This window comes from Pseudomonas sp. TR47 (genome assembly GCF_044143025.1).
Taxonomy (GTDB): Bacteria; Pseudomonadota; Gammaproteobacteria; order Pseudomonadales; family Pseudomonadaceae; genus Aquipseudomonas; species Aquipseudomonas putida_E.
In genome coordinates this window covers 124619-148395 of record NZ_JBHFCS010000010.1, presented here as the reverse complement: position 1 = coordinate 148395, position 23777 = coordinate 124619, and the positions used below count along the sequence as shown (strand labels likewise).

Sequence of the window (23777 nt, the reverse complement as noted above, 5' to 3'; positions counted from 1 at the left end):
ATCCGAGCGAGCGTAAAAAGCATGAACGAGTACGCCCCCCTGCGTTTGCATGTGCCCGAGCCTACCGGCCGGCCAGGCTGCCAGACCGATTTTTCCTACCTGCGCCTGAACGACGCGGGTCAAGTCCGTAAACCGCCCATCGATGTCGATGCTGCCGACACTGCCGACCTGTCCAACAGCCTGGTCCGCGTGCTCGACGAGCACGGCGATGCGCTTGGCCCATGGGCCGAAGACATCGATCCGCAGCTGCTGCGCCAAGGCATGCGCGCCATGCTCAAGACGCGGATATTCGACAGCCGCATGGTGGTCGCCCAGCGCCAGAAGAAGATGTCCTTCTACATGCAGAGCCTGGGCGAAGAAGCCATCGGCAGCGCCCAGGCGCTGGCGCTGAACCGCACCGACATGTGCTTCCCCACCTACCGCCAGCAGAGCATCCTGATGGCCCGCGACGTGTCGCTGGTGGAAATGATCTGCCAGCTGTTGTCCAACGAACGCGACCCGCTCAAAGGCCGCCAGCTGCCGATCATGTATTCGGTGCGCGAAGCCGGCTTCTTCACCATCAGCGGCAACCTGGCGACGCAGTTCGTACAGGCGGTCGGCTGGGCCATGGCCTCGGCGATCAAGGGCGATACCAAGATCGCCTCGGCCTGGATCGGCGACGGCGCCACGGCCGAGTCGGACTTCCACACCGCGCTGACCTTCGCCCACGTATACCGCGCCCCGGTGATCCTCAACGTGGTCAACAACCAGTGGGCGATCTCCACCTTCCAGGCCATCGCCGGCGGCGAATCGACCACCTTCGCCGGCCGTGGCGTGGGTTGCGGTATCGCCTCCCTACGGGTGGACGGCAACGATTTCGTCGCTGTATATGCCGCCTCGCGCTGGGCCGCCGAACGCGCCCGCCGCGGCCTGGGCCCGTGCCTGATCGAGTGGGTCACCTACCGCGCCGGCCCGCACTCAACCTCCGACGACCCGTCCAAATACCGCCCTGCCGACGACTGGAGCCACTTCCCGCTGGGCGACCCGATCGCCCGCCTGAAGCAGCACCTGATCAAGATCGGCCACTGGTCCGAGGAAGAACACCAGGCCGTCACCGCCGAGTTCGAAGCGGCCGTCATCGCCGCGCAAAAGGAAGCCGAACAATACGGCACCCTGGCCAACGGCCACATCCCGAGTGCAGCCTCGATGTTCGAGGACGTGTACAAGGAAATGCCCGACCACCTGCGCCGTCAGCGCCAGGAACTGGGGGTTTGAGATGAACGACCACAACAACAGCATCAAACCGGAAACCGCCATGGCCACCACTACCATGACCATGATCCAGGCCCTGCGCTCGGCCATGGACGTCATGCTTGAGCGCGACGACAACGTGGTGATCTACGGCCAGGACGTGGGTTACTTCGGCGGCGTGTTCCGCTGCACCGAGGGCCTGCAGACCAAGTACGGCAAGTCGCGCGTGTTCGACGCGCCGATCTCCGAGAGCGGTATCGTCGGCACCGCCGTGGGCATGGGTGCCTATGGCCTGCGGCCGGTGGTGGAAATCCAGTTCGCCGATTACTTCTACCCCGCCTCCGACCAGATCGTCTCGGAAATGGCGCGCCTGCGCTATCGCTCGGCCGGCGAATTCATCTCGCCACTGACCCTGCGCATGCCTTGCGGTGGCGGCATCTACGGTGGCCAGACCCACAGCCAGAGCCCCGAAGCGATGTTCACCCAGGTGTGCGGCCTGCGCACGGTGATGCCCTCCAACCCGTACGACGCCAAAGGCCTGCTGATCGCCTCGATCGAATGCGATGACCCGGTGATCTTCCTGGAGCCCAAGCGCCTGTATAACGGCCCGTTCGACGGCCACCACGACCGCCCGGTGACGCCGTGGTCCAAGCACCCGCAAAGTGCCGTGCCGGACGGTTACTACACCGTGCCGCTGGACAAAGCGGCCATCACCCGCCCAGGCAACGACGTCACCGTGTTGACCTACGGCACCACCGTCTACGTGGCCCAGGTGGCCGCCGAGGAAACCGGTGTGGATGCCGAAGTGATTGACCTGCGCAGCCTCTGGCCGCTGGACCTGGACACCATCGTCGCGTCGGTGAAAAAGACCGGCCGCTGCGTGGTGGTGCATGAAGCCACCCGTACCTGCGGCTTCGGCGCCGAACTGGTAGCGCTGGTGCAGGAGCATTGCTTCCATCACCTCGAAGCGCCCATCGAGCGCGTCACCGGTTGGGACACGCCCTACCCTCACGCACAAGAATGGGCGTATTTCCCAGGCCCTTCGCGGGTAGGCGCGGCATTGAAACGGGTCATGGAGGTCTGAATGGGCACGCACGTCATCAAGATGCCGGACATTGGCGAAGGCATCGCGCAAGTCGAACTGGTCGAATGGTTCGTCAAGGTCGGCGATGTGATCGCCGAAGACCAGGTGGTGGCCGATGTCATGACTGACAAGGCCACCGTGGAAATCCCTTCGCCGGTCAGCGGCAAGGTGCTGGCCCTGGGCGGCCAGCCGGGTGAAGTGATGGCGGTCGGCAGCGAGCTGATCCGCATCGAAGTGGAAGGCAGCGGCAACCATGTGGATGTGCCGCAGGCCAAGCCGGTAGAAGCCCCGGCAGCCCCAGCAGCCGCCAAGGCAGAACCGCGTGTCGAACCGCAACCGGCAGCCAGCCCGGCTGTCTCGGCGCACACCTCCGCGCCGATCGTGGCGCGCCAGGCCGACGAAAAACCTCTGGCCTCGCCTGCCGTGCGCAAGCGCGCCCTGGATGCCGGCATCGAACTGCGTTACGTGCATGGCAGCGGCCCGGCCGGGCGCATCCTGCACGAAGACCTGGATGCATTCATCAGCAAGCCGCAGAGCCCTGCGGGCCAGGCGCCAGGCGGCTACGCGAAACGCACCGACAGCGAACAGGTGCAAGTGATCGGCCTGCGCCGCAAGATCGCCCAGCGCATGCAGGATGCCAAGCGCCGTGTGGCGCACTTCAGTTATGTCGAGGAAATCGACGTCACCGCACTCGAAGCCCTGCGCCAACAGCTCAACAGCAAGTACGGCGACAGCCGCGGCAAACTGACCCTGCTGCCATTCCTGGTCCGCGCCCTGGTCGTGGCACTGCGCGACTTCCCGCAGATCAACGCGACCTACGACGACGAAGCCCAGGTCATCACCCGCCATGGTGCGGTGCATGTGGGGGTCGCCACACAGGGCGACAACGGGCTGATGGTTCCGGTGCTGCGCCACGCCGAAGCGGGCAGCCTGTGGGGCAACGCCGGCGAGATTTCCCGGCTGGCGAGCGCCGCACGCAACAACAAGGCCAGCCGCGAGGAACTGTCCGGCTCCACCATCACCCTGACCAGCCTCGGCGCCCTGGGTGGCATCGTCAGCACACCGGTGGTCAACACACCGGAAGTGGCGATCGTCGGGGTCAACCGTATCGTCGAGCGGCCGATGGTGATCGATGGCCAGATCGTTATTCGCAAGATGATGAACCTGTCCAGCTCGTTCGACCACCGTGTGGTCGATGGCATGGATGCCGCGCTGTTCATCCAGGCTGTACGTGGCCTGCTTGAACAACCCGCCTGCCTGTTCGTGGAGTGAGCATGCAACAGACTATCGACACCACCCTGCTGATCATCGGCGGCGGCCCTGGCGGCTACGTGGCCGCCATCCGCGCCGGGCAACTGGGCATCCCCACCGTGCTGGTGGAAGGCCAGGCGCTGGGCGGCACCTGCCTGAACATCGGCTGCATCCCGTCCAAGGCACTGATCCATGTGGCCGAGCAGTTCCATCAGACATCCCGCTACACCGAGCCGTCCGAACTTGGCATCAGCGTCTCCACGCCACGCCTGGACATCGGCCGCAGCGTGGCCTGGAAGGACGGCATCGTTGACCGACTGACCACTGGCGTCGCTGCACTCCTGAAAAAACACGGGGTCAAGGTCATCCATGGCTGGGCGAAGATCCTCGACGGCAAGCACGTCGACGTCGATGGCCAGCGCATCCAGTGCGAGCACCTGCTGCTGGCCACCGGCTCGAACAGCGTCGAACTGCCCATGCTGCCGCTGGGCGGGCCGATCATCTCTTCGACCGAAGCCCTGGCCCCCCAAACACTGCCCCAGCATCTGGTGGTGGTTGGCGGCGGCTATATCGGCCTGGAGCTAGGCATCGCCTACCGCAAGCTGGGCGCGCAGGTGAGCGTGGTGGAGGCGCGTGAGCGCATCTTGCCGACCTACGACAGCGAGCTGACCGCGCCGGTGGCCGAATCGCTGAAGAAGCTGGGCATCGCTGTGCACCTTGGGCACAGCGTCGAAGGTTACGACAGCGGTTGCTTGCTGGCCCGCGATGCTCAAGGTGCACAGCTGCGCCTGGAGGCCGACCGGGTGCTGGTGGCCGTTGGCCGCCGCCCGCGCACGCACGGCTTCAATCTGGAAAGCCTCGAACTGAAGATGAACGGTGCGGCCATCGCCATCGACGAACGCTGCCAAACCAGCATGCGCAACGTCTGGGCCATCGGTGACGTGGCCGGCGAACCGATGCTGGCACACCGCGCAATGGCGCAAGGTGAAATGGTCGCGGAAATCATTGCCGGCAAGGCACGACGGTTCGAACCCTGCGCAATTGCAGCAGTGTGTTTTACAGACCCGGAAGTCGTTGTGGTCGGCAAGACCCCGGAACAGGCCAGCCAGCAAGGGCTGGACTGCATCGTCGCGCAGTTCCCCTTCGCCGCCAATGGCCGCGCCATGAGCCTGGAGTCGAAAACCGGCTTCGTGCGCGTGGTGGCGCGGCGTGACAATCACGTGATCCTGGGTTGGCAGGCGGTTGGCGTGGCGGTTTCAGAGCTGTCCACAGCGTTTGCCCAGTCATTGGAAATGGGCGCGCGGCTGGAGGATATCGCGGGCACTATCCACGCTCACCCGACCCTGGGCGAAGCGGTGCAGGAAGCGGCATTGCGCGCGCTGGGCCACGCATTGCATATCTGACACTGAAGCGGCTGCGGCCTTTGAGATCTAGCGCCTCCAGCACGGCGCTAGATTTCAAAGGCGCTAACAAGCTCAAGGCCAGACCAAGCACGGAGGAATATAGGCGCAATACGGCGACGCGATAGGACATTTCCTCAATTGATGTCAGCACACCGTATAATTCTGCCCCCCCGAAATCCGATGATGCTTTCTCATGAAGAAACTGCTGTACGTCGTTACCCTCGCCCTCTCTGTCATCCCTGCCGCCTTCGCCAATCCCCCCGCAACGTTTACCGAAGCCAAGGTTGTCGCCAAGCAGAAAATCTTCCTCGACCAGGCAAACAGCCCAATGGGCGAACTGTACTGTGGCTGTAAATGGACCTGGGTCGGCAAATCCGGTGGCCGGGTCGACCCCAAATCCTGCGGCTACGAAACCCGCAAGGTACAGACCCGCGCCGAACGTACCGAATGGGAGCACATCGTGCCGGCCTGGACTTTTGGCCACCAGCGCAAATGCTGGCAGAACGGCGGTCGCGAGCATTGCGTCAATGAAGACCCTACCTTCCGCGCCATGGAAGCCGACCTGTTCAACCTCTATCCGTCCGTGGGTGAAGTGAACGGTGACCGCAGCAATTTCAACTACGGCATGGTTTCAGGCGTTGCGCCCCAGTACGGGCAGTGCACCACCAAGGTCGACTTCCAGCAGAAAACCGCCGAGCCGCGTGACGAAGTCAAAGGCCTGGTTGCGCGCACCACGTTCTACATGTTCGACCGGTACAAGTTGAGCATGTCGAGACAACAGCAGCAGGTGCTTATGGCCTGGGATAAACAGCACCCGGTTTCTGCGTGGGAAAAGCAGCGCAATCAGCGAATCGCCGCGATCATGGGGCATTCGAACCCATTCGTCACCGGCGAACGGAAATGGACGCTGGGCTACAAGCCTGCCGGGGCTATGGACGTGGTAGCTTCGGCACCCCCGAAAACGGCTGCGAGAGATATCGGCAAGCCGACCCTGGCGAGTGCGTCGACTGACGGTGCGATCATTGGCAACCGCAACAGTCACGTGTACCACTTGGCCAGCGGTTGCCCCGGTTACAGCCAGGTCGCTCAGAAAAATCAGGTGGCATTTGGCAGTGAAGCAGAAGCGCAGAGTGCAGGTTACCGCAAGGCGGGTAACTGCAAGTAGGCGTATGGAGCGAGAGAAAATATGGCGTCCCAGGGCAGGTTCGAACTGCCAACCTTCCCCTTAGGAGGGGGATGCTCTATCCAATTGAGCTACTGAGACACAAGAACCGGCAGCGAACGCTGCACAGCTGGACGGCGAGCATGTTAACCAGAGGGCAGCCGTTTGTCATGCATCTATCGGGCTTTTTGCACGTAGGGCTTTTCCGATGCTTGTCAAACGGACACCCCCTGTTGACGCAGCAGGTCGAACAATACTCTGACCGCCGTGGCCAGTGACCCGGAGTTGTCCAGCGCATGCACGCCGGGATCGGGACAGCCCTGGAGCCTGGCACTACGCGCCAGGCGCTGATCGATCTCTTGCGGTGTCTCCCTGCCTCTGGCAATCAGGCGCGCACGCAACACCTCTGGGTCAACCTCCAGTCGTACTGCCAGCAGACCGGGATAGCGCCTACGCGCCTCGGGCAGATAGCTACGGGAACCGTTGACCAGCACCGACCGCCCTTGCGCGAGCCAAACGTCCACTTGCTTGGGTATCCCATACTCCAGACCGTTGGCTTGCCAATGCATGGCAAATTCCCCTGCCGCACGCATCGCTTCGAAGCGCTCTGGCGTGACGCTTTGCGCCGCCTCACCTGTGGCCTCTGCAGAACGTGTGATGACTCGCCGGGCAATTTCAACACCCGCGCCAGCCAGTTGCGCGCGAGCGGCCTCGATCAGGGAATCTTTTCCCGAACCAGAGGGTCCCATCAGATATATCAGCACGCCTGAGGCTTTATCTTGGGAGCTTGCGTCATGTTGCATAGCCACTATGCTCTATGGAAGGAAACCTGCGCATTTTAAGGGTTTTCTCTACCCTTTGCCGCGTTTTACGGGTTTTTGACGGCAAAGGGCTGACGGTAAGGCGAACCTGGAAATGCAAAACTTTTCCAACCAGTACTCATTTCTGATAATTGGTACTGGCAAAAAGCCTTTACCGGAATCACTATTTGTCACAGAATTGACGCCAAGGAAACGGCGACCTTGAGGCAAGATGAGCACCAAATTTTCCAGGCGGTTGAACATTTTGTCGTCGCCACGGTCGTACCTGCATCCCGTGCGGCCAATTTGTGAACCGCTTCCCCTGAACCAAAAACCGGTTAATTTATATGCGCCCAATGAAACAGGCTATTTATTCGAGCCGCACCGCTGACAAGTTCGTCGTCCGCCTGCCAGACGGAATGCGTGAGCGCATTGCCGAGGTAGCGCGCAACCATCACCGCAGCATGAACTCCGAGATCATCGCACGCCTGGAGCAGAGCCTTATCCAGGAAGGTGCGCTGGGCGACGAGCTGAGCATGCGCCTGGACAGCCCCGAGCTATCCCTGCATGAGCGCGAGTTGCTGCAACGCTTCCGTCAGCTGTCCCACCGACAGCAGAACGCGCTGGTCGCCCTCATCGCTCACGATGTGGAAATGGCAGCCGACGCCTCCTGAGGCGCGTAGGCGAGAACAAAAAAAGCCAGCGTAAGCTGGCTTTTTTGTTGGGCTGCGCACAGGCCTTGGTGGTGCGGCCAGGCGCATGCCTTGATCACTCTGGCGTGCACCTCCCAATATCAAAGCAGGAACAGCGTAGCCAACCCCAGGAAGATGAAGAACCCACCACTGTCGGTCACGGCAGTGATCATCACGCTGGACCCCATGGCAGGGTCGCGCCCCAGGCGCGTCAGCGTCATCGGGATCAACACTCCCATGAGCGCGGCCAGCAGCAGGTTCAAGGTCATGGCCGCAGTCATCACCAACCCCAACGACCAGCTGTCATACAGCCAGAACGCCACAGCACCGATCACCCCACCCCAGATCAGGCCATTGAGCAGCGACACCGCCAGTTCCTTGCGCATAAGGCGGCTGGTATTGCCCGGCGACACTTGGTCCAAGGCCATTGCGCGAACGATCATGGTAATGGTCTGGTTGCCAGAGTTGCCGCCAATACCCGCCACGATCGGCATCAGCGCCGCCAGTGCCACGAGCTTCTCGATCGAGCCCTCGAACAGGCCGATCACACGCGAGGCCAGAAACGCGGTTATCAGGTTGATCGCCAGCCAGGCCCAACGGTTGCGCAATGAACGCCAGACCGAGGCGAAGATGTCTTCCTCCTCGCGCAGGCCAGCCATGTTGAGAACTTCACTCTCGCTCTCTTCACGAATCAGGTCGACCATCTCATCGATGGTCAAACGGCCGATCAGGCGGTCGCTCTTGTCCACCACCGGCGCCGAAACCAGGTCATAGCGCTCGAAAGCCTGCGCCGCATCGTAGGCATCTTCGTCGGGGTGGAAGGAGACCGGATCAATCGCCATGACCTCCGCGACCTTCTTGTCCGGATCGTTGACCAACAGACGCTTGATCGGCAACACACCCTTGAGGATACCGTCGTAGTCGACTACGAACAGTTTGTCAGTGTGGTTGGGCAGCTCTTTAAGGCGGCGCAGGTAACGCAGAACCACTTCCAGGCTGACATCTTCACGGATGGTCACCATCTCGAAGTCCATCAGCGCACCGACCTGCTCCTCGTCGTAGCTCAACGCCGAGCGCACACGCTCGCGCTGCTGGGCATCGAGGCTTTCCATCAGCTCGTGAACGACATCACGCGGCAGCTCCGCCGCCAGGTCCGCCAGCTCATCGGCGTCCATTTCCTTGGCCGCAGCGAGGATCTCGTGATCGTCCATGTCGGCGATCAGCGATTGACGAACCGAGTCGGAAACTTCAAGCAAGATGTCGCCGTCACGATCCGAGCGCACCAGCTGCCAGACCGTCAGGCGGTCTTCCAGGGGCAATGCTTCGAGGATATAGGCGATATCTGCAGGGTGCAGGTCGTCGAGCTTGCGCTGCAACTCGACGAGGTTTTGACGGTGGACGAGGTTTTCCACCAGGTCGTGGTGATGACCTTCCTGACGGTGGGTCAGGTCCTCAACCACGCGTTGGCGCTGCAACAGTTCGACCACCTGGGCCAGGCGATCCTGCAGGCTCTCTTGTGCTTTCTTTACTTCTACTTCAGTCATAGGCGAACTCCACTCCCAGCAGCGGAGCACGCCGGGGGAATCAATCGGTCAGATCAGGCTGTAAGAATCTTGTTAAGAAGTAACTACTGGGTAAGTCCATGGTGGTATTCCACAAGCCCCGGCGGGGCTGACGGGCGCAATCATACACTGCCTAAGCTGTCAGATCGCTTAAAATTTTGGCCAGAACAATCGTTTGCGCGATAAAGCTATGACAACGCTCGAAGCCATGTGTGCGACGGCACGAGCCAAAGAAAAAACACATGCGGCGCGCAAAGAAGTGTCGGGGGGTTTATTTTCAGTCTAGCGGGCATCACTGATAAATCAGTGAACGGCAGAAAACAAAAAGCCCGCTCAATTGAGCGGGCTTCTTGATATGTGGCGGACTCAGGAGGATTCGAACCTCCGACCGCTCGGTTCGTAGCCGAGTACTCTATCCAGCTGAGCTATGAGTCCGTGGTTGGTAGTTTTAGGCCAGATTACCACTGGCTTACTGAAGTCGCTTTGCAAGCAGAGCCACTTCAAAAGTGGCGGACTCAGGAGGATTCGAACCTCCGACCGCTCGGTTCGTAGCCGAGTACTCTATCCAGCTGAGCTATGAGTCCGTAGTTGGTAGTTTTAGACCAGATTACCACTGGTTGCTTGAAGCAGCTTTTTAAGCAAAGCCACTTCAAAAGTGGCGGACTCAGGAGGATTCGAACCTCCGACCGCTCGGTTCGTAGCCGAGTACTCTATCCAGCTGAGCTATGAGTCCGTGTCTTGCCGCGCATTATAGGTCGCTGAAACATTTTTGCAAGAACTTTTTCGTTTAACTTCAACGACTTAGCGTTCTTACCGATTACAGCGCCCTAAGCGAATAATGGCGGTGAAGGGGGGATTCGAACCCCCGATACCCTTATGAGGTATACTCCCTTAGCAGGGGAGCGCCTTCGGCCACTCGGCCACCTCACCGCAACACGAGGCGAATATTAAACAGGCTCTTCCTCGTTTGCAACCCTTTTTTTGAAAAAAACTTCAAAAAAATTAAAGGCTTGGCTCCTCATCCTTCTCTTTCTTGATCCGCAGGTAGATTTCCTCGCGGTGAACAGCCACTTCCTTGGGGGCGCTGACGCCGATGCGCACCTGGTTTCCTTTGACGCCGAGCACCGTCACGGTGATCTCGCCATCTCCAATGATCAGGCTCTCGGCGCACCGACGAGTCAGAATCAACATAGCTTTCTCCTTACGCAAGACATTCAGGGATAACAGTCTGGGAAAAACCGGGCCTGGTCGTGGACGACGACACAGGGGCCCATAGCGCGTCACGCTGGCAGGACAGGGCCTGCGTGACGAGCAGAAACGCGAAGGGCGCGGCAAGCCGCGCCCCTCAAGGCAACGCCTTACTCGCCCTGTCGGGCCGGAGCGTCAAGCTCGAACGCGGTATGCAGCGCGCGAACGGCCAGCTCCAGGTACTTCTCTTCGATGACTACCGACACCTTGATCTCGGACGTGGAGATCATCTGGATGTTGATGCTCTCCTTGGCCAGGGATTCGAACATGCGGCTGGCAACACCTGCGTGGGAGCGCATGCCAACACCGACGATCGATACCTTGGCGATCTTGGTATCGCCGATCACTTCGCGGGCACCGATTTCACGTGCGGTGTTCTCCAGCACGCTGTGAGCCTTCTCGTACTCGTTGCGGTGCACGGTGAAGGTGAAGTCGGTGGTGTTATCGTGCGAGACGTTCTGCACGATCATGTCCACTTCGATGTTCGAGGCGCTGATCGGGCCGAGGATCTTGAAAGCGACGCCCGGAGTGTCCGGCACGCCGCGAATGGTCAGCTTGGCTTCATCACGGTTGAAGGCGATACCGGAAATGATCGGCTGTTCCATGGATTCCTCTTCATCAATGGTAATGAGGGTACCTGGACCCTCCTTGAAGCTGTGCAGCACGCGCAGCGGAACGTTGTACTTGCCGGCGAACTCCACCGAGCGGATCTGCAGCACCTTGGACCCGAGGCTGGCCATTTCCAGCATCTCTTCGAAGGTGATCTTCTCCAGGCGGCGCGCCTGCGGCACGACGCGCGGGTCAGTGGTGTAGACGCCATCGACGTCGGTGTAGATCTGGCACTCGTCAGCCTTGAGCGCGGCCGCCAGGGCCACGCCAGTGGTATCGGAGCCGCCGCGGCCCAGGGTAGTGATGCTGCCGTGCTCGTCGACCCCCTGGAAACCGGCTACAACCACCACGCGCCCTTCCTTGAGGTCGGCGCGAATCTTCTGGTCGTCGATCTGCAGGATGCGTGCTTTGTTGTGCGCGCTGTCGGTGAGGATGCGCACCTGGTTGCCGGTGTAGGACACCGCCGGCACGCCACGCTTGATCAAGGCCATGGCCAGCAGGGCAATGGTGACCTGCTCGCCGGTGGACACGATCACGTCCAGCTCACGCGGAACCGGCTGATCGGTGATCTGCTTGGCCAGGTCGATCAGGCGATTGGTTTCGCCACTCATGGCCGACAGCACAACAACCAGGTCGTCGCCCGCTTCACGGTGTTTCTTGACCTTGTCGGCAACCTGCTCGATCCGCTCGATGGAACCGACAGAGGTGCCGCCAAATTTCTGTACGATCAACGCCATTTCAATGGTGCCTCAGCCCATACAGGGCCTCAAAAAAACCATCCAACATGGAGGGGCCGGTGACTAGACCACCGGCCCCTCCATCTCAAAGTCCCTGCTCTGCGAACGGCACGGCCAGCGCCAGGGCCTGGTCCAGCGCAGCGACGTCGACGCCACCGCCCTGAGCCATGTCCGGACGGCCACCGCCCTTGCCACCCACTGCCGCAGCGGCTTGTTTCATCAGGTCACCAGCCTTGAGTTGGCTGGAGAGGTCTTTGGTCACGCCGGCCACCAGCACGACCTTGCCCTCATGCTCGCTGCCCAGCAGGATCACTGCGTGGCCGAGCTTGTTCTTCAGCTGATCGACCAGGGCCAGCAGGGCCTTGCCATCCTGCCCATCCAGGCGGGCGGCGAGGACCTTGGCACCCTTGACCTCAACAGCCGCACTGGAGAGATCATCCCCTGCGGCGCTGGCGGCCTTGGCCTGCAGCTGTTCGAGCTGCTTCTCCAGCTGACGGTTGCGCTCGAGCACAGCCGACAGCTTGTCGATCAGGTTGTCACGGTTGCCCTTGACCAACTGCGCGGCTTCCTTGACCTGCTCTTCGGCAGCGTTCAGGTAAGCCAGCGCGGCAGCGCCGGTAACCGCTTCGATACGGCGCACGCCAGAGGCCACGCCACCTTCGCTGATGATCTTGAACAGGCTGATATCGCCGGTGCGCTTGGCGTGGATCCCGCCGCACAGCTCGACGGAGAAATCGCCACCCATGCTCAGCACGCGCACGGTATCGCCGTATTTCTCGCCAAACAGGGCCATCGCGCCTTTGCGCTTGGCGGTTTCGATATCAGTGACTTCAGTTTCCACCGGGGTGTTCTTGCGCACTTCACGGTTGACGATGTCTTCCAGAGCCTTGATCTGCGCAGGCGTCACCGCCTCGAAGTGGCTGAAGTCGAAACGCAGACGCTGGCTGTCGACCAGCGAGCCCTTCTGCTGCACGTGCTCGCCCAACACCTGACGCAGCGCTTCGTGCAGCAGGTGAGTGGCCGAGTGGTTCAGCGAGGTGGCGTGCTGCACTTCGGCATCGACCTTGGCTTGGACCGGAGAACCGATCACCAGCGCGCCGCTGGCGACCACGCCATGGTGCAGGAAAGCGCCGCCGGTCTTGGTGGTGTCTTGCACGTCAAAGCGTACGGCGCCCGACTGCAGGTAGCCGGTGTCACCAACCTGGCCACCGGACTCGGCATAGAACGGGGTGCGGTCCAGCACCACGACGCCCTGCTCGCCCTCGCCCAACTGGTCGACCGACTGGCCGTCCTTGTACAGCGCAATGACCTTGCCCTGACCTTCGGTGGCGTTGTAGCCGACGAAATCGGTAGCGGTGTCGACCTTGACCAGGCTGTTGTAATCCATGCCGAAGGCGCTGGCGGAACGGGCGCGCTCACGCTGGGCATCCATTTCACGCTCGAAGCCCGCTTCATCGATGGTCAGCTCGCGCTCTCGGGCGATGTCGGCGGTCAGGTCCATCGGGAAGCCGTAGGTGTCGTACAGCTTGAACACCACGTCACCCGGCACTACGTCGCCCTTGAGCTGGGCCAGGTCCTGCTCGAGGATGCGCAGGCCCTGCTCGAGGGTTTTGGCGAACTGTTCTTCTTCGGCCTTGAGCACGCGCTCGATGTGCGCTTGCTGGCTCTTGAGCTCCGGGAACGCCTCGCCCATCTCGGCAGCCAGGGCGGCGACGATCTGGTAGAAGAAGCTGCCCTTGGCGCCCAGCTTGTTACCGTGACGGCAGGCACGACGAATGATGCGGCGCAGCACGTAGCCACGGCCTTCGTTGGACGGCAGCACGCCGTCTGCGATCAGGAAGCCGCAAGAGCGGATGTGGTCTGCCACGACTTTCAGCGAAGCCTGACCGTTGTTGCTGCAGCCGATGGCCTTGGCCGCAGCGCTCAGCAGGTTCTGGAACAGGTCGATCTCGTAGTTCGAGTGCACGTGCTGCATGACCGCACTGATGCGCTCCAGGCCCATGCCGGTATCCACCGACGGCGCTGGCAGCGGGTGCAGCACGCCATCGGCAGTGCGGTTGAACTGCATGAAGACGTTGTTCCAGATCTCGATGTAGCGGTCGCCGTCTTCTTCAGGGGAACCGGGTGGGCCGCCCCAGATATCGGCACCGTGGTCGTAGAAGATCTCGGTGCAAGGCCCGCACGGGCCGGTATCGCCCATGGTCCAGAAGTTGTCGGAGGCGTAAGGGGCGCCTTTGTTGTCACCGATACGCACCATGCGCTCGGCCGGCACACCGACTTCCTTGGTCCAGATGTCGTAGGCTTCGTCGTCGCTGGCGTAGACGGTGACCCAGAGCTTTTCCTTGGGCAGGTTCAGCCACTTGTCGGAAGTCAGGAAGGTCCAGGCGAACGTGATCGCATCGCGCTTGAAATAGTCGCCGAAGCTGAAGTTGCCCAGCATCTCGAAGAAGGTATGGTGACGCGCGGTGTAACCGACGTTTTCCAGGTCGTTATGCTTGCCGCCGGCGCGCACGCACTTCTGGCTGCTGACCGCACGGGTGTAGGCGCGCTTCTCGGCACCGAGGAAGCAGTCCTTGAACTGGTTCATGCCTGCGTTGGTGAACAGCAGGGTCGGGTCGTTGTTCGGGATCAGCGAACTGGAGGCGACTCGGGTATGGCCCTGCTCTTCGAAGAAGCGAAGGAAGGCTTCACGGATTTCTGCGCTTTTCATAGGTTCTTCCACGGAAACGGCGGCCCTGGTGGGCAAACGCGTCGACGAAACGACGGCAAAGGGCCGCATTATATCGGTCCTGCAATCTCGGTGCAGTGTGTTTATGCGATGCAAAGCGTCGATTGGACGGCTTTTAAGGCTCATGCAAACGAAAATGACATGACCGGATGCTAAATGCAGGCTTTTGCCGCTGGCAAGCCAATTACCGCTCAAGGGAAGGGAAAATGGAACAGGCGGTGAATTAAATGGTTTTCATGGGCAGCATTCAGCGACGACTGGCCGTTGTAGAAGCGCCCTTGCGCGACAAAAGGCCGCTCCTGCAAGGCAATGCGCAATCTCAGCCCAGGCGCTGCCCCGAGTCCGGGACGATGAGAATGCCGGCGCGCAGCCCGTTCTTGACCTTGGGATTGGGAAAGATGATCCGCGCCCCCTCCTCCTCCACCACCCAGCGCATTTCGGCCAGGTCCTCGGCCAGCAGATAACCTTTGCTCAGCTCGGAGAAGTTCTCGATATCCACCGGCAGGTGCAGGCGGAAACCCTCACTGTGCTTGATGATCTCGCGAGCCACACTGAACAGTTTAAGACCATCGAGCGAATCTTCGGCCTCAGGCTCATTGCCTTCGATGATCTGGATCAGGCGCTCCTCCAGCTTGTCGAGGTTGACCTGCTCGTTCTGCCCGAACGGCCGTGCCTTGCCAAGTTCCAGGGTGAACGCCTCTGCATCGAGCTGCTCATAGGTGAAAGCACTGAAGGTGATCGATGACTTGCTCTGCAGCAGCACCGCCTCCATGCCGGCAGCAGCCAGGCGAGCCAGCTCGCGGCGGGAATGCTTGCGCCCCTCTTTGTAGGGGTAAAGGGCAAACTGCTCGATCTTGGAGCCACGAATGGCGGTATGCAGGTCGTAATGCAGGCGGGTACGCTCCGGCTTGCTGAAGAACACCCGGGCGAACTGCTCAAGTTCCGCGGCACGCAATGCCTCGAAACCACTGGAAAGCTCGTGACGACCATTGAACAGGCGGTTGATGTCCTGCTCGATGAAGCGCTCGCCCTTGCGGATGGCCGCAGGGTTGCCGAACAGGAACATCACACGCGAACGCGGCTTGATCTTGCCATTGGCCACGCCATGCAGCAGCCGTTCGAGCAATTCGATCGGCGCCGTTTCATTGCCATGGATACCGGCCGACAGCAGCAGGTCCAACCCGCAATCGTCGCCTTCGGGCGGACGCACCTCAAGTGCGCCCTCCCCCAGCCAGCGTAAACGCACGCCCTTGGGTGTGACTTGGGTCTTCTCGGCCGGCTCATGATCGGTCAGGGTCAGCTCAAGCAATTTGCCAAGGGCGAGCATAGGCGCTTCCTTAGTGGTCGTGGCCGCAGTCGGGGCCATGGACGTGGTCATCGTCTTCACCGACTTCTGCCGGTTCCATCTCCAGCTGCAGGCTGACCAGGTTGGTAGCCATCGGGCGCAGCAGCAGGTTGGCGTACTCGGTGTCGTTCTCATCGACGTCGACACCGATCAGCAATTGGCCACGGCCGTCTTGCTGAATCCACACTTCCTTGCCCTGCCAGACAACGGCAAAGCGGGTGCAGGAGGTTTCCAGCTGGGTGCCGTCTACATCTTCAAGGATCAGGCGCAGGGCGTCGGTCATTACAAAATCTCTCTTCAAGGTTGGCGTTGGAACGGATAGACCGAGCCCAACTTCAGAATCTGGGTCAACTCATCCAGCGCCGTACGGCATTCGACCAGCAACTGCGGGTCGGCAAGGTCCGCTTCGCCCAGGCGGTCGCGGTAGTGCTTGTCGACCCACTGCAACAGTGTGTCGTACAGCGGGGCGGTCATGATAACGCCTGGATTGACCGCCGCCAGTTCCGATTCCTTCAAAGCCACGCGCAAGCGCAGGCATGCCGGGCCGCCGCCGTTCTGCATGCTTTGCTTGAGGTCGAACACCTTGACCTCCTTCACCGCGCCACCTTGGCTGGTCAGTTGCTGCAGGTAGGCCCAGACGCGCTCATTGTTGCGGCACTCCTCTGGCACCACCAGCAGCATCGAGCCGTCGTCGCGGCTGAGCAGTTGGCTGTTGAACAGGTAGGAACGCACCGCATCCTCTACCGCCACCGCTGCCCGTGGTACACGGATGGCCTGGAAGTTGCCACCCTTGCTGGCCAGTTTAGCCTGCAGCTGGCCAAGCACCGCGTCAGTCTCGAGGAAAGCATCTTCGTGGTAGAACAGCACCTCGCCATTGCCCACCGAAATCACATCGTTGTGGAATACACCCTGATCGATCACTGACGGATTCTGTTGAGCGTAGACCACACCGTCCTCGCTCAGACCGTGAAGCCGTGCTACGGCCTGTGAAGCTTCCAGGGTCTGGCGCGCCGGATACTTCTGCGGCGCGGGATAGCGGCTGTCGAACGCGCTGCGACCGTAGACGAAAAACTCAACGCCCGCCTCGCCGTAGCTGCGGCAGAAGCGCGTATGGTTGGCCGCGCCCTCGTCGCCGAACTGCGCCACGGCAGGCAGCGCCGGGTGATGGGCAAAGTGCTGCTCATTGCTGAACATGGCGGCCAGCACACGGCTGGTGGTCGGATGCTCGATGCTGCGGTGGTACTTGCAGTTGAGGTTGGCTGCGGTGAAATGCACGCGACCATCCGCGGTGTCGGCGCTGGGGCTGACGGTGGCCGCGTTGGCCACCCACATGCTCGATGCCGAACAACTGGCGACCAGCAGCGGCATGGCCTCTTTGGCCGCGCGCTGGATGACTTCGGCATCGCTGCCGCTGAAGCCCAGGCGGCGTAACGCCGCTACGTCGGGGCGCTCCTGCGGCGCCAGCACACCCTGCTTGAAGCCCATGTCGGCCAGCGCTTTCATCTTTGCCAGGCCTTGGCGCGCCGCTTCACGCGGGTTCGAGGCCTGCTGGCTGTTGCTCTGCGAGGCCACGTTACCGTAGGACAGGCCGCCGTAATTGTGGGTAGGCCCCACCAGGCCATCAAAATTCACTTCATAGGATTTCATCGGCTAGGCTCCGTGACCTGTTGTTATAGGGTGACGCCCGGCGTCAGGGTCGCCGGCAGGGCAAGGCTGGCAGTCTCCAGCGAAGCCACGGGGTAAGCGCAGTAATCGGCGGCGTAATAGGCGCTGGCGCGATGGTTGCCACTGGCGCCTACCCCCCCGAACGGCGCGCTGCTGGCGGCACCGGTCAGTTGCTTGTTCCAGTTGACGATGCCGGCGCGGCTGCGCAGCCAGAAGTACTGGTAGCGGGCACGGGAGTCTGACAACAGCCCGGCGGCCAGGCCGTACTGGGTGTTGTTGGCCTCGTCGATGGCGGCATCGAAGTCGGTGTAACGAATCACCTGCAGCAGCGGGCCGAAAAACTCTTCGTCGGGCCGGTCGGCCACGGCGGTGACATCGATGATGCCCGGGGTCAGCAGTGCGGCATCGGCCTGGGGCTGGGTCATCTCCAGCAACTGGGTAGCGCCCTTGGCGAGCAGCTCAGCCTGCGCCGCGACCAGCGCCCGCGCAGCCTGCAGCGAAATCACCGAACCCATGAAGGGTGCCGGCTGCTGATCAAAAGCGCCGACCGTGATGCCTTTGCACACCTCGACCAACCGCGTGACCAGCGCATCGCCCCAGGCGCCCTGCGGCACCAGCAGGCGGCGAGCACAGGTGCAGCGCTGCCCTGCGGAGATGAACGCCGACTGGATGATCGTGTATACCGCCGCGTCGAGGTCCTTGACCTCATCCACCACCAACGGGTTGTTGCCGCCCATTTCCAGGGCGAGGATCTTGTCCGGACGGCCGGCGAACTGCTGGTGAAGCAGGTTGCCGGTACGGCTGGAGCCAGTGAAGAACAAGCCATCGATACCCGGGTTGGCAGCCAGCGCCACGCCCGTTTCACGTGCGCCCTGCACCAGGTTGAGCACGCCGGCAGGCAGGCCCGCGGCGATCCAGCAATTGACTGTCAGTTCGGCGACCTTGGGGGTCAGCTCGCTGGGCTTGAACACCACACAGTTACCGGCCAGCAGCGCCGGGACAATGTGGCCATTGGGCAAGTGGCCGGGGAAATTGTAGGGGCCGAACACCGCCACCACTCCGTGGGGCTTGTGCCGCAGTACGGCAGTAGCATCGGCCAGCGGGCCGCTTTTCTCACCCGTGCGCTCGCGGTAGCTCTGTATCGAGATCGCGACTTTGTTGACCATGCTGGTGACTTCGGTAGCCGACTCCCACAGCGGCTTGCCGGTTTCCTCGCCGATGCAGTAGGCCAGTGCCTCGGAATGCTGCTTGAGCTGTTCGGCGAACTTTTCCAGCACGTCGATGCGCGCCTCCAGGCTCAGTTGCGCCCAGGCCGGAAAAGCCTGACGCGCGGCCTGCACGGCAGCGTCGACCTGGCCGGCATCGGCGCCCTGCCCTTGCCAGACAACGGCTTGCGTGACCGGGTTGAGCGACTGCAGGGCTTCACCCTGGCCGGCCTGCCAGCTGCCGGCGATGTAATGCGTGGTCATTTACTGGGCCTCCCGGCTTGCCGACAGCGGCACGGCGCGAACGTTGTCGCCAGCGCCCATGCGCAGGCGCTTGGCGGTTTGCGGGTCGACCACCAGGGTGCCCGCAGCCAGACGTGCGGGCGCGGCAGTGATACGGCAGTCATCGCGCTTGCGGTTATGGATGATGTAAGGGGTTGCGTCATCGCCAGGCGTACCGACGGCCAGCACCAGGGTCTGGCTCTCGCGTACGGCACGGATCTTCGAGGTTTCGCACTCGATGGCCGGGCCTGCGTCGAAGATGTCGACATACCCCTGGTAGCTGAAGCCTTCCTGCTTGAGCATGGCCAGGGCAGGCTCGGTGTCGGTGTGCACACGGCCGATGACGCTGCGCGCAGCCTCCGACAGGAAGCAGGTGTACAACGGGAACTTGGGCATCAGCTCGGCAATGAACGACTTGTTGCCCACACCAGTGAGGTAGTCGGCCTGGCTGAACTCCATCTTGAAAAAGTGCCGCCCAAGGCTCTCCCAGAAGGGCGAACGGCCCTGCTCGTCAGACATGCCACGCATTTCGGCGATGATCTTGTTGCCGAACAACTCGGGGAACTCGGCGATGAACAGCATGCGCGCCCGCGACAGCAAGCGGCCATTGAGCCCGGAGCGGTGGTCGCTACGCAGGAACAACGAGCACAGTTCGGAGTTGCCGGTCAGGTCGTTGGCCAGGAACAGGGTGGGGATTTCGCGATAGATGTTCAGCTCCTGCGAGGCGCTGACGGTCAGGCCCACCCGGTAGTTGTACCAGGGCTCGCGCAGGCCGACGGCCCCGGCGATGGCACTGATGCCGACCACCAGGCCTTCGTCGTTCTCCAGCACGAACAGGTAGTCGGTGTCACCGCGCTCGGCTTCACCACGGAAGCTCTTCTCGGCCCAGCCGACACGATGCCCGAGGCGCTCCTCGTTGGCCGGCAAGGTGGTCAGCCCGGTGGTACCGGTGCTGCGTGCCAATTCGATCAGCGCAGGTAAATCGCTGCTGCGTACAGGACGAACGATCATGCTATCTCCTTGTGCGGCAACTGTAGCTACCGCAAAACTCTCTGTTCCCAGACCTCAGACCGCGACCAGGCGCACGCTGGCGCCCTCGCCCACACCCAGCGCCTCGGCAGCCTCTGCACTGAGGCTGACCGGCTTGCCCGGCACCCAGTCCAGTTCGACCAGCACCGCGCGGTAATCCTGCAGTTGGCCGTTGCACACCAGGTACGGGCGCCCGCCCTTGACCGGCCCTTCCTCGAGCTTGACCGGCACCACCCTGCTCTGGGCGATCGAGCGGATGCCCGAGGCACGCGCATGCAAGGTCGGGCCTCCATCGAAGATGTCGATATAGTGCTCGGTCTCGAAGCCCTCACGCATGAGGATGTCGAAAGTGATCTGCGCGCGCGGATGCACCTGGCCCATGGCTTCCTGGGCAGCGTCCGGCAGCAGGGGCACATAGATCGGGTAGTGCGGCATCAGTTCGGCGAGGAAGGTACGGCTTTTCAGGCCGCACAGACGCTCGGCGTGGGCATAGTTGAGGTCGAAGAAGTTGCGCCCGATGGCATCCCAGAACGGCGACTCGCCTTGCTCGTCGCTGTAACCGACGATTTCGGTGACCACCGAGTCGGCAAAGCGCTCCGGGTGCGAGGCCATGAACAGCAAGCGGCCACGCGAATTCAGCTCGGCCCAGCCACTGTTCACCAGTTCAGGCAGGACATAGAAGCTGGTCAGCAGGCTGTTGCCAGTGAGGTCATGGCACAGCGACAAGACGTGGATCTTGTTGTGGATCTTCAGTTCGCGGGAGGCATGCACGAAGGTTTCGTTGCGAAAGCTGTAGAACGGCTCGGAGTAGCCCGCCGAGGCGACGATTGCCGAGCAACCGGCCAGCTTGCCGGTGACACTGTCCTCGAGCACGAAGAAGTAGCTTTCTTCGCCATTGAAACTGACTTCGGCAGCGAACGACGTTTCCGAGGCGGCGATCTTGTCGCCCAGACGGGCAGCGTCGTCCGGCAGCGAAGTGACACCAACGGGGCTGTCGGCAGCCATGCGCTGCACTTCGTTCAGATCAGCCATTTGCGCGGGGCGCATCACCAGCATGGTGTCACTCCTTTGGAAAAACTGGCCGCTTTCGCGGCACGGAAAAACGGCGGGCGCGTGTTGAGTCTGCAAGCACGCGCCCGCACTGGAATTCTGCTATCACCGGCCCGCTCGGGGCCGGCGAAAGGACCGCCGGCGAATCAGGCCTGGGTCAGTTTGGCCGCAGCCCGCTCGAAGCGGTCCAGGCCTTCATCGATATCGGCATCTTCGATCACCAGGCTCGGCGCGAAGCGCACCACGTCCGGGCCGGCCTGCAGTACCATCACGCCTTCCTTCTCGGCGGCATTGAGGATGTCCTTGGCCTTGCCCTGCCAGGCTTCGGTCAGCACGCAGCCGATCAACAGGCCGACACCACGCACCTGAGAGAACAGGCCGGCCTGCTGGCCGATCTTCTCCAGACGCACCTTGAAGCGCTCGTGCTTGGCTTTGATACCGGCCAGGGTTTCTGGGGTGTTGATCACATCCAGCACCGCGCAGGCAACGGCACAACCCAACGGGTTACCGCCATAGGTAGTGCCGTGGGTGCCGACCGCCAGATGCTTGGCAAGCTCACTGGTGGTGAGCATGGCGCCGATCGGGAAACCACCACCCAGGCTCTTGGCGCTGGTCAGGATGTCCGGCGTCACGCCGTAGTGCTGATAGGCGTACAGCGAGCCGGTACGGCCCACACCGGTCTGCACTTCATCGAAGATCAGCAGGGCGTTGTGTTCGTCACACAGCTTGCGGGCGCCTTCCAGGTACGCCTTGTCGGCCGGGACCACACCGCTCTCGCCCTGGATCGGCTCGATCACCACGGCGCAGGTCTTGTCGGAAATCTGTGCCTTCAGCGCTTCCAGGTCGTTGTAGGGCACATGGCTGATGCCGGTGATCTTCGGGCCGAAACCGTCCGAGTACTTCGGCTGGCCGCCGACACTGACGGTGAACAGGGTGCGACCGTGGAAGCTGTTCACGGCGGAGATGATTTCGTGCTTGTCGGGACCGAAGCGGTCATGGGCCACACGACGGGCCAGCTTGAAGGCGGCCTCGTTGGACTCAGCGCCGGAGTTGCAGAAAAAAGCACGGTCGGCAAAGGTGGCATCGACCAGTTTATGTGCCAGGCGCAGTGCCGGTTCGTTGGTGAAGACGTTGGAAACGTGCCAGAGGGTATTGGCCTGGTCGGTCAGGGCCTTGACCAGTGCCGGGTGGCAGTGGCCCAGGGCGTTTACCGCAATGCCACCGGCAAAGTCGATGAGCTCGCGACCCGACTGGTCCCATACGCGGGAACCCTCGCCTCGCACAGGAATGAAGGCCGCCGGAGAATAGTTGGGGACCATGACCTGGTCGAAATCGGCACGTTGCACCGGGGCTTGCTCAACGGACATCTGAGTCTCCTGAAGAGGAACGCTGGCCTGGAAGTGGCGAGCGATGGGGGGATTGTAAGGACTGATCTGCGCCTGTCCTTGCGGCCAAGCGACAACTTGTTACAGCGCAAAACCCAGTTTTACCCAGGCTTTCGGCAATGCGACAAACACTGTCGCAATCGCGCAGTGTAACGGCAGAGCGGGACTGGGTGAACGGGTGTTCACATAAGAAGACATGCCGGCTGTACCGGCGGCAACCCGATCAGTATGAGAGCCGGCCTGCCGGCGATGGAAGCGCATTGCGCAGGGAAGCTTTCAGCCCTTTTCGGCAGGCGCCGAACTCAATTCGAAGGGGCTGCTGTTACGCCGCTGGTTGCGGTCTTCCCGCGGCGTGGCGCCAAAGAAATTGCGGTAGGCGCTGGAGAAATGCGGGCCGGAGGAGAAACCACAGGAAAGGCCGATCTGGATGATCGATTTGCTGGTCTGCATCAGCATCTGCCGCGCCTTGTTCAGCCGCAACTCCAGGTAATACTGGCTGGGCACCCGATTGAGGTACTGCTTGAAGATGCGCTCCAGTTGCCTGCGCGATACGCATACATGCTGAGCGATTTCGTCGGTGGTCAGCGGCTCTTCGATGTTGGCTTCCATCAACAGCACCGCCTGGGTCAGCTTCGGATGGCTGGAGCCGAGGCGGTTCTGCAGCGGAATGCGCTGGCGCTCCCCACCCTCACGGATGCGCTCGACCACCAGCTCCTCGGAAACCGCACCAGCCAGCTCAGCCCCGTGATCACGCGCCAGCAATGCCAGCAGCAAGTCGGTCACCGCCATACCGCCGCAAGCGGTCAGGCGATCACGATCCCAATCGAACAGATGGCTGGTGGCGATGACCTTGGGGAAGCGCTCGGCAAAGTCGTCTTGCCAGCGCCAATGCACCGCTGCGCGGTAACCATCGAGCAGGCCGAGCATGGCCAACGGATACACCCCCGCAGACAGCCCGCCAATGATGCAGCCGCTACGGGCCAATTGCTTGAGGGCCGAGGACAGCGCCGGCCCCAGCGCCTGGGGCAACTCGTCAGCGAGCAGGAACAGTTTGTGACAACCCTCCAGGCGCCCGTTCCAGGGCTCGCCCGGCAGGCGCCAGGCACCTTCCTGCGCAGGCTCGGCCTGCAGAAAGGCCAGCTCGTAGACCACGTCAGGATGTACCCGCTGGGCCACCAGCAATACTTCCTCCGCCAGCGCCAACGTCAAGGGCTTGGTGCTTGGCCAGATGAGAAAACCGATTCGCTGGGTGGTCATAGGGTAAGGTCCGAAACCTGAAGTCGTTCGAGTCTGTGGCGCCAGGGCAGACT

The 23777-nt window shown here is 61.9% G+C and carries 19 protein-coding genes and 5 tRNA genes; 6 read left to right on the top strand and 18 right to left on the bottom strand.

What is annotated here, in order from left to right:
* The first annotated feature begins 21 nt into the window (after positions 1-21).
* The 5 genes from ACEWE8_RS13350 (at position 22) to ACEWE8_RS13330 (ending at position 6133) form a co-directional block, all read left to right on the top strand.
* Positions 22-1254, top strand: a complete 1233-nt coding sequence (locus ACEWE8_RS13350) for a 3-methyl-2-oxobutanoate dehydrogenase (2-methylpropanoyl-transferring) subunit alpha (protein WP_012315572.1) — start codon at positions 22-24, stop codon at positions 1252-1254.
* A gap of 1 nt (position 1255) precedes the next feature.
* A complete protein-coding gene (locus tag ACEWE8_RS13345; protein WP_012315573.1) occupies positions 1256-2314 on the top strand; it encodes an alpha-ketoacid dehydrogenase subunit beta in 1059 nt (352 codons plus the stop codon).
* Positions 2315-3586 carry a dihydrolipoamide acetyltransferase family protein gene (locus ACEWE8_RS13340; RefSeq protein WP_046785384.1) on the top strand — a complete coding sequence of 424 codons (1272 nt, stop codon included), beginning with the start codon at positions 2315-2317 and terminating at the stop codon, positions 3584-3586.
* 2 nt (positions 3587-3588) lie between these two features.
* Positions 3589-4968 (top strand): dihydrolipoyl dehydrogenase, encoded by a 1380-nt coding sequence (gene lpdA, locus ACEWE8_RS13335; protein WP_046785385.1) that lies wholly within the window; start codon positions 3589-3591, stop codon positions 4966-4968.
* Positions 4969-5161: 193 nt separating this feature from the next.
* Complete coding sequence (locus ACEWE8_RS13330) at positions 5162-6133, top strand: endonuclease (RefSeq protein WP_046785386.1); 972 nt, start codon at positions 5162-5164, stop codon at positions 6131-6133.
* Between the two features lie 22 nt (positions 6134-6155).
* Here the strand turns inward: ACEWE8_RS13330 and ACEWE8_RS13325 are convergent.
* Positions 6156-6232: transfer RNA gene (locus tag ACEWE8_RS13325), tRNA-Arg, on the bottom strand.
* A 113-nt stretch (positions 6233-6345) separates the two neighbouring features.
* The gene (gene phnN, locus ACEWE8_RS13320; protein WP_046785387.1) at positions 6346-6933 is read right to left on the bottom strand and encodes a phosphonate metabolism protein/1,5-bisphosphokinase (PRPP-forming) PhnN; all 588 of its coding nucleotides are present in this window, start codon (positions 6931-6933) and stop codon (positions 6346-6348) included.
* Between the two features lie 344 nt (positions 6934-7277).
* Here phnN and ACEWE8_RS13315 point away from each other — a divergent pair, with 344 nt between their 5' ends.
* Positions 7278-7604, top strand: coding sequence for an Arc family DNA-binding protein (locus ACEWE8_RS13315; RefSeq protein ID WP_003254499.1), 327 nt, complete (start codon positions 7278-7280; stop codon positions 7602-7604).
* Between the two features lie 119 nt (positions 7605-7723).
* Here ACEWE8_RS13315 and mgtE read toward each other — a convergent pair whose 3' ends face one another.
* The 16 genes from mgtE to argR form a co-directional block, all read right to left on the bottom strand.
* Positions 7724-9166 carry a magnesium transporter gene (gene mgtE / locus ACEWE8_RS13310; protein WP_012315589.1) on the bottom strand — a complete coding sequence of 481 codons (1443 nt, stop codon included), beginning with the start codon at positions 9164-9166 and terminating at the stop codon, positions 7724-7726.
* Between the two features lie 376 nt (positions 9167-9542).
* Positions 9543-9619, bottom strand: a tRNA-Arg gene (locus tag ACEWE8_RS13305).
* Between the two features lie 72 nt (positions 9620-9691).
* Positions 9692-9768: transfer RNA gene (locus tag ACEWE8_RS13300), tRNA-Arg, on the bottom strand.
* Positions 9769-9840: 72 nt separating this feature from the next.
* Positions 9841-9917: transfer RNA gene (locus ACEWE8_RS13295), tRNA-Arg, on the bottom strand.
* 106 nt (positions 9918-10023) lie between these two features.
* Positions 10024-10114: transfer RNA gene (locus tag ACEWE8_RS13290), tRNA-Ser, on the bottom strand.
* Between the two features lie 72 nt (positions 10115-10186).
* Positions 10187-10375, bottom strand: a complete 189-nt coding sequence (gene csrA, locus ACEWE8_RS13285; RefSeq protein WP_003254503.1) for a carbon storage regulator CsrA — start codon at positions 10373-10375, stop codon at positions 10187-10189.
* A gap of 167 nt (positions 10376-10542) precedes the next feature.
* Positions 10543-11778, bottom strand: a complete 1236-nt coding sequence (locus ACEWE8_RS13280; protein ID WP_039603358.1) for an aspartate kinase — start codon at positions 11776-11778, stop codon at positions 10543-10545.
* Positions 11779-11863: 85 nt separating this feature from the next.
* Positions 11864-14488: an alanine--tRNA ligase gene (alaS, locus tag ACEWE8_RS13275; RefSeq protein ID WP_046785388.1), complete on the bottom strand. Its 2625-nt coding sequence runs from the start codon at positions 14486-14488 to the stop codon at positions 11864-11866.
* A 337-nt stretch (positions 14489-14825) separates the two neighbouring features.
* Positions 14826-15833 (bottom strand): succinylglutamate desuccinylase, encoded by a 1008-nt coding sequence (astE, locus tag ACEWE8_RS13270; protein ID WP_046785389.1) that lies wholly within the window; start codon positions 15831-15833, stop codon positions 14826-14828.
* Positions 15834-15843: 10 nt separating this feature from the next.
* The gene (locus tag ACEWE8_RS13265; RefSeq protein WP_039602667.1) at positions 15844-16134 is read right to left on the bottom strand and encodes a hypothetical protein; all 291 of its coding nucleotides are present in this window, start codon (positions 16132-16134) and stop codon (positions 15844-15846) included.
* A 14-nt stretch (positions 16135-16148) separates the two neighbouring features.
* Positions 16149-17498, bottom strand: a complete 1350-nt coding sequence (gene astB / locus ACEWE8_RS13260) for an N-succinylarginine dihydrolase (RefSeq protein WP_046785390.1) — start codon at positions 17496-17498, stop codon at positions 16149-16151.
* Between the two features lie 23 nt (positions 17499-17521).
* The gene (gene astD, locus ACEWE8_RS13255) at positions 17522-18985 is read right to left on the bottom strand and encodes a succinylglutamate-semialdehyde dehydrogenase (RefSeq protein ID WP_046785391.1); all 1464 of its coding nucleotides are present in this window, start codon (positions 18983-18985) and stop codon (positions 17522-17524) included.
* Positions 18986-20014 carry an arginine N-succinyltransferase gene (gene astA / locus ACEWE8_RS13250; protein WP_012315596.1) on the bottom strand — a complete coding sequence of 343 codons (1029 nt, stop codon included), beginning with the start codon at positions 20012-20014 and terminating at the stop codon, positions 18986-18988.
* Positions 20015-20068: 54 nt separating this feature from the next.
* Entirely contained in the window at positions 20069-21088 is a 1020-nt protein-coding gene (gene aruF / locus ACEWE8_RS13245) for an arginine/ornithine succinyltransferase subunit alpha (RefSeq protein WP_046785392.1), read from the bottom strand.
* Between the two features lie 140 nt (positions 21089-21228).
* Entirely contained in the window at positions 21229-22449 is a 1221-nt protein-coding gene (locus ACEWE8_RS13240; RefSeq protein WP_046785393.1) for an aspartate aminotransferase family protein, read from the bottom strand.
* Positions 22450-22743: 294 nt separating this feature from the next.
* The gene (argR, locus tag ACEWE8_RS13235; protein ID WP_046785394.1) at positions 22744-23724 is read right to left on the bottom strand and encodes a transcriptional regulator ArgR; all 981 of its coding nucleotides are present in this window, start codon (positions 23722-23724) and stop codon (positions 22744-22746) included.
* Positions 23725-23777: the final 53 nt, after the last annotated feature.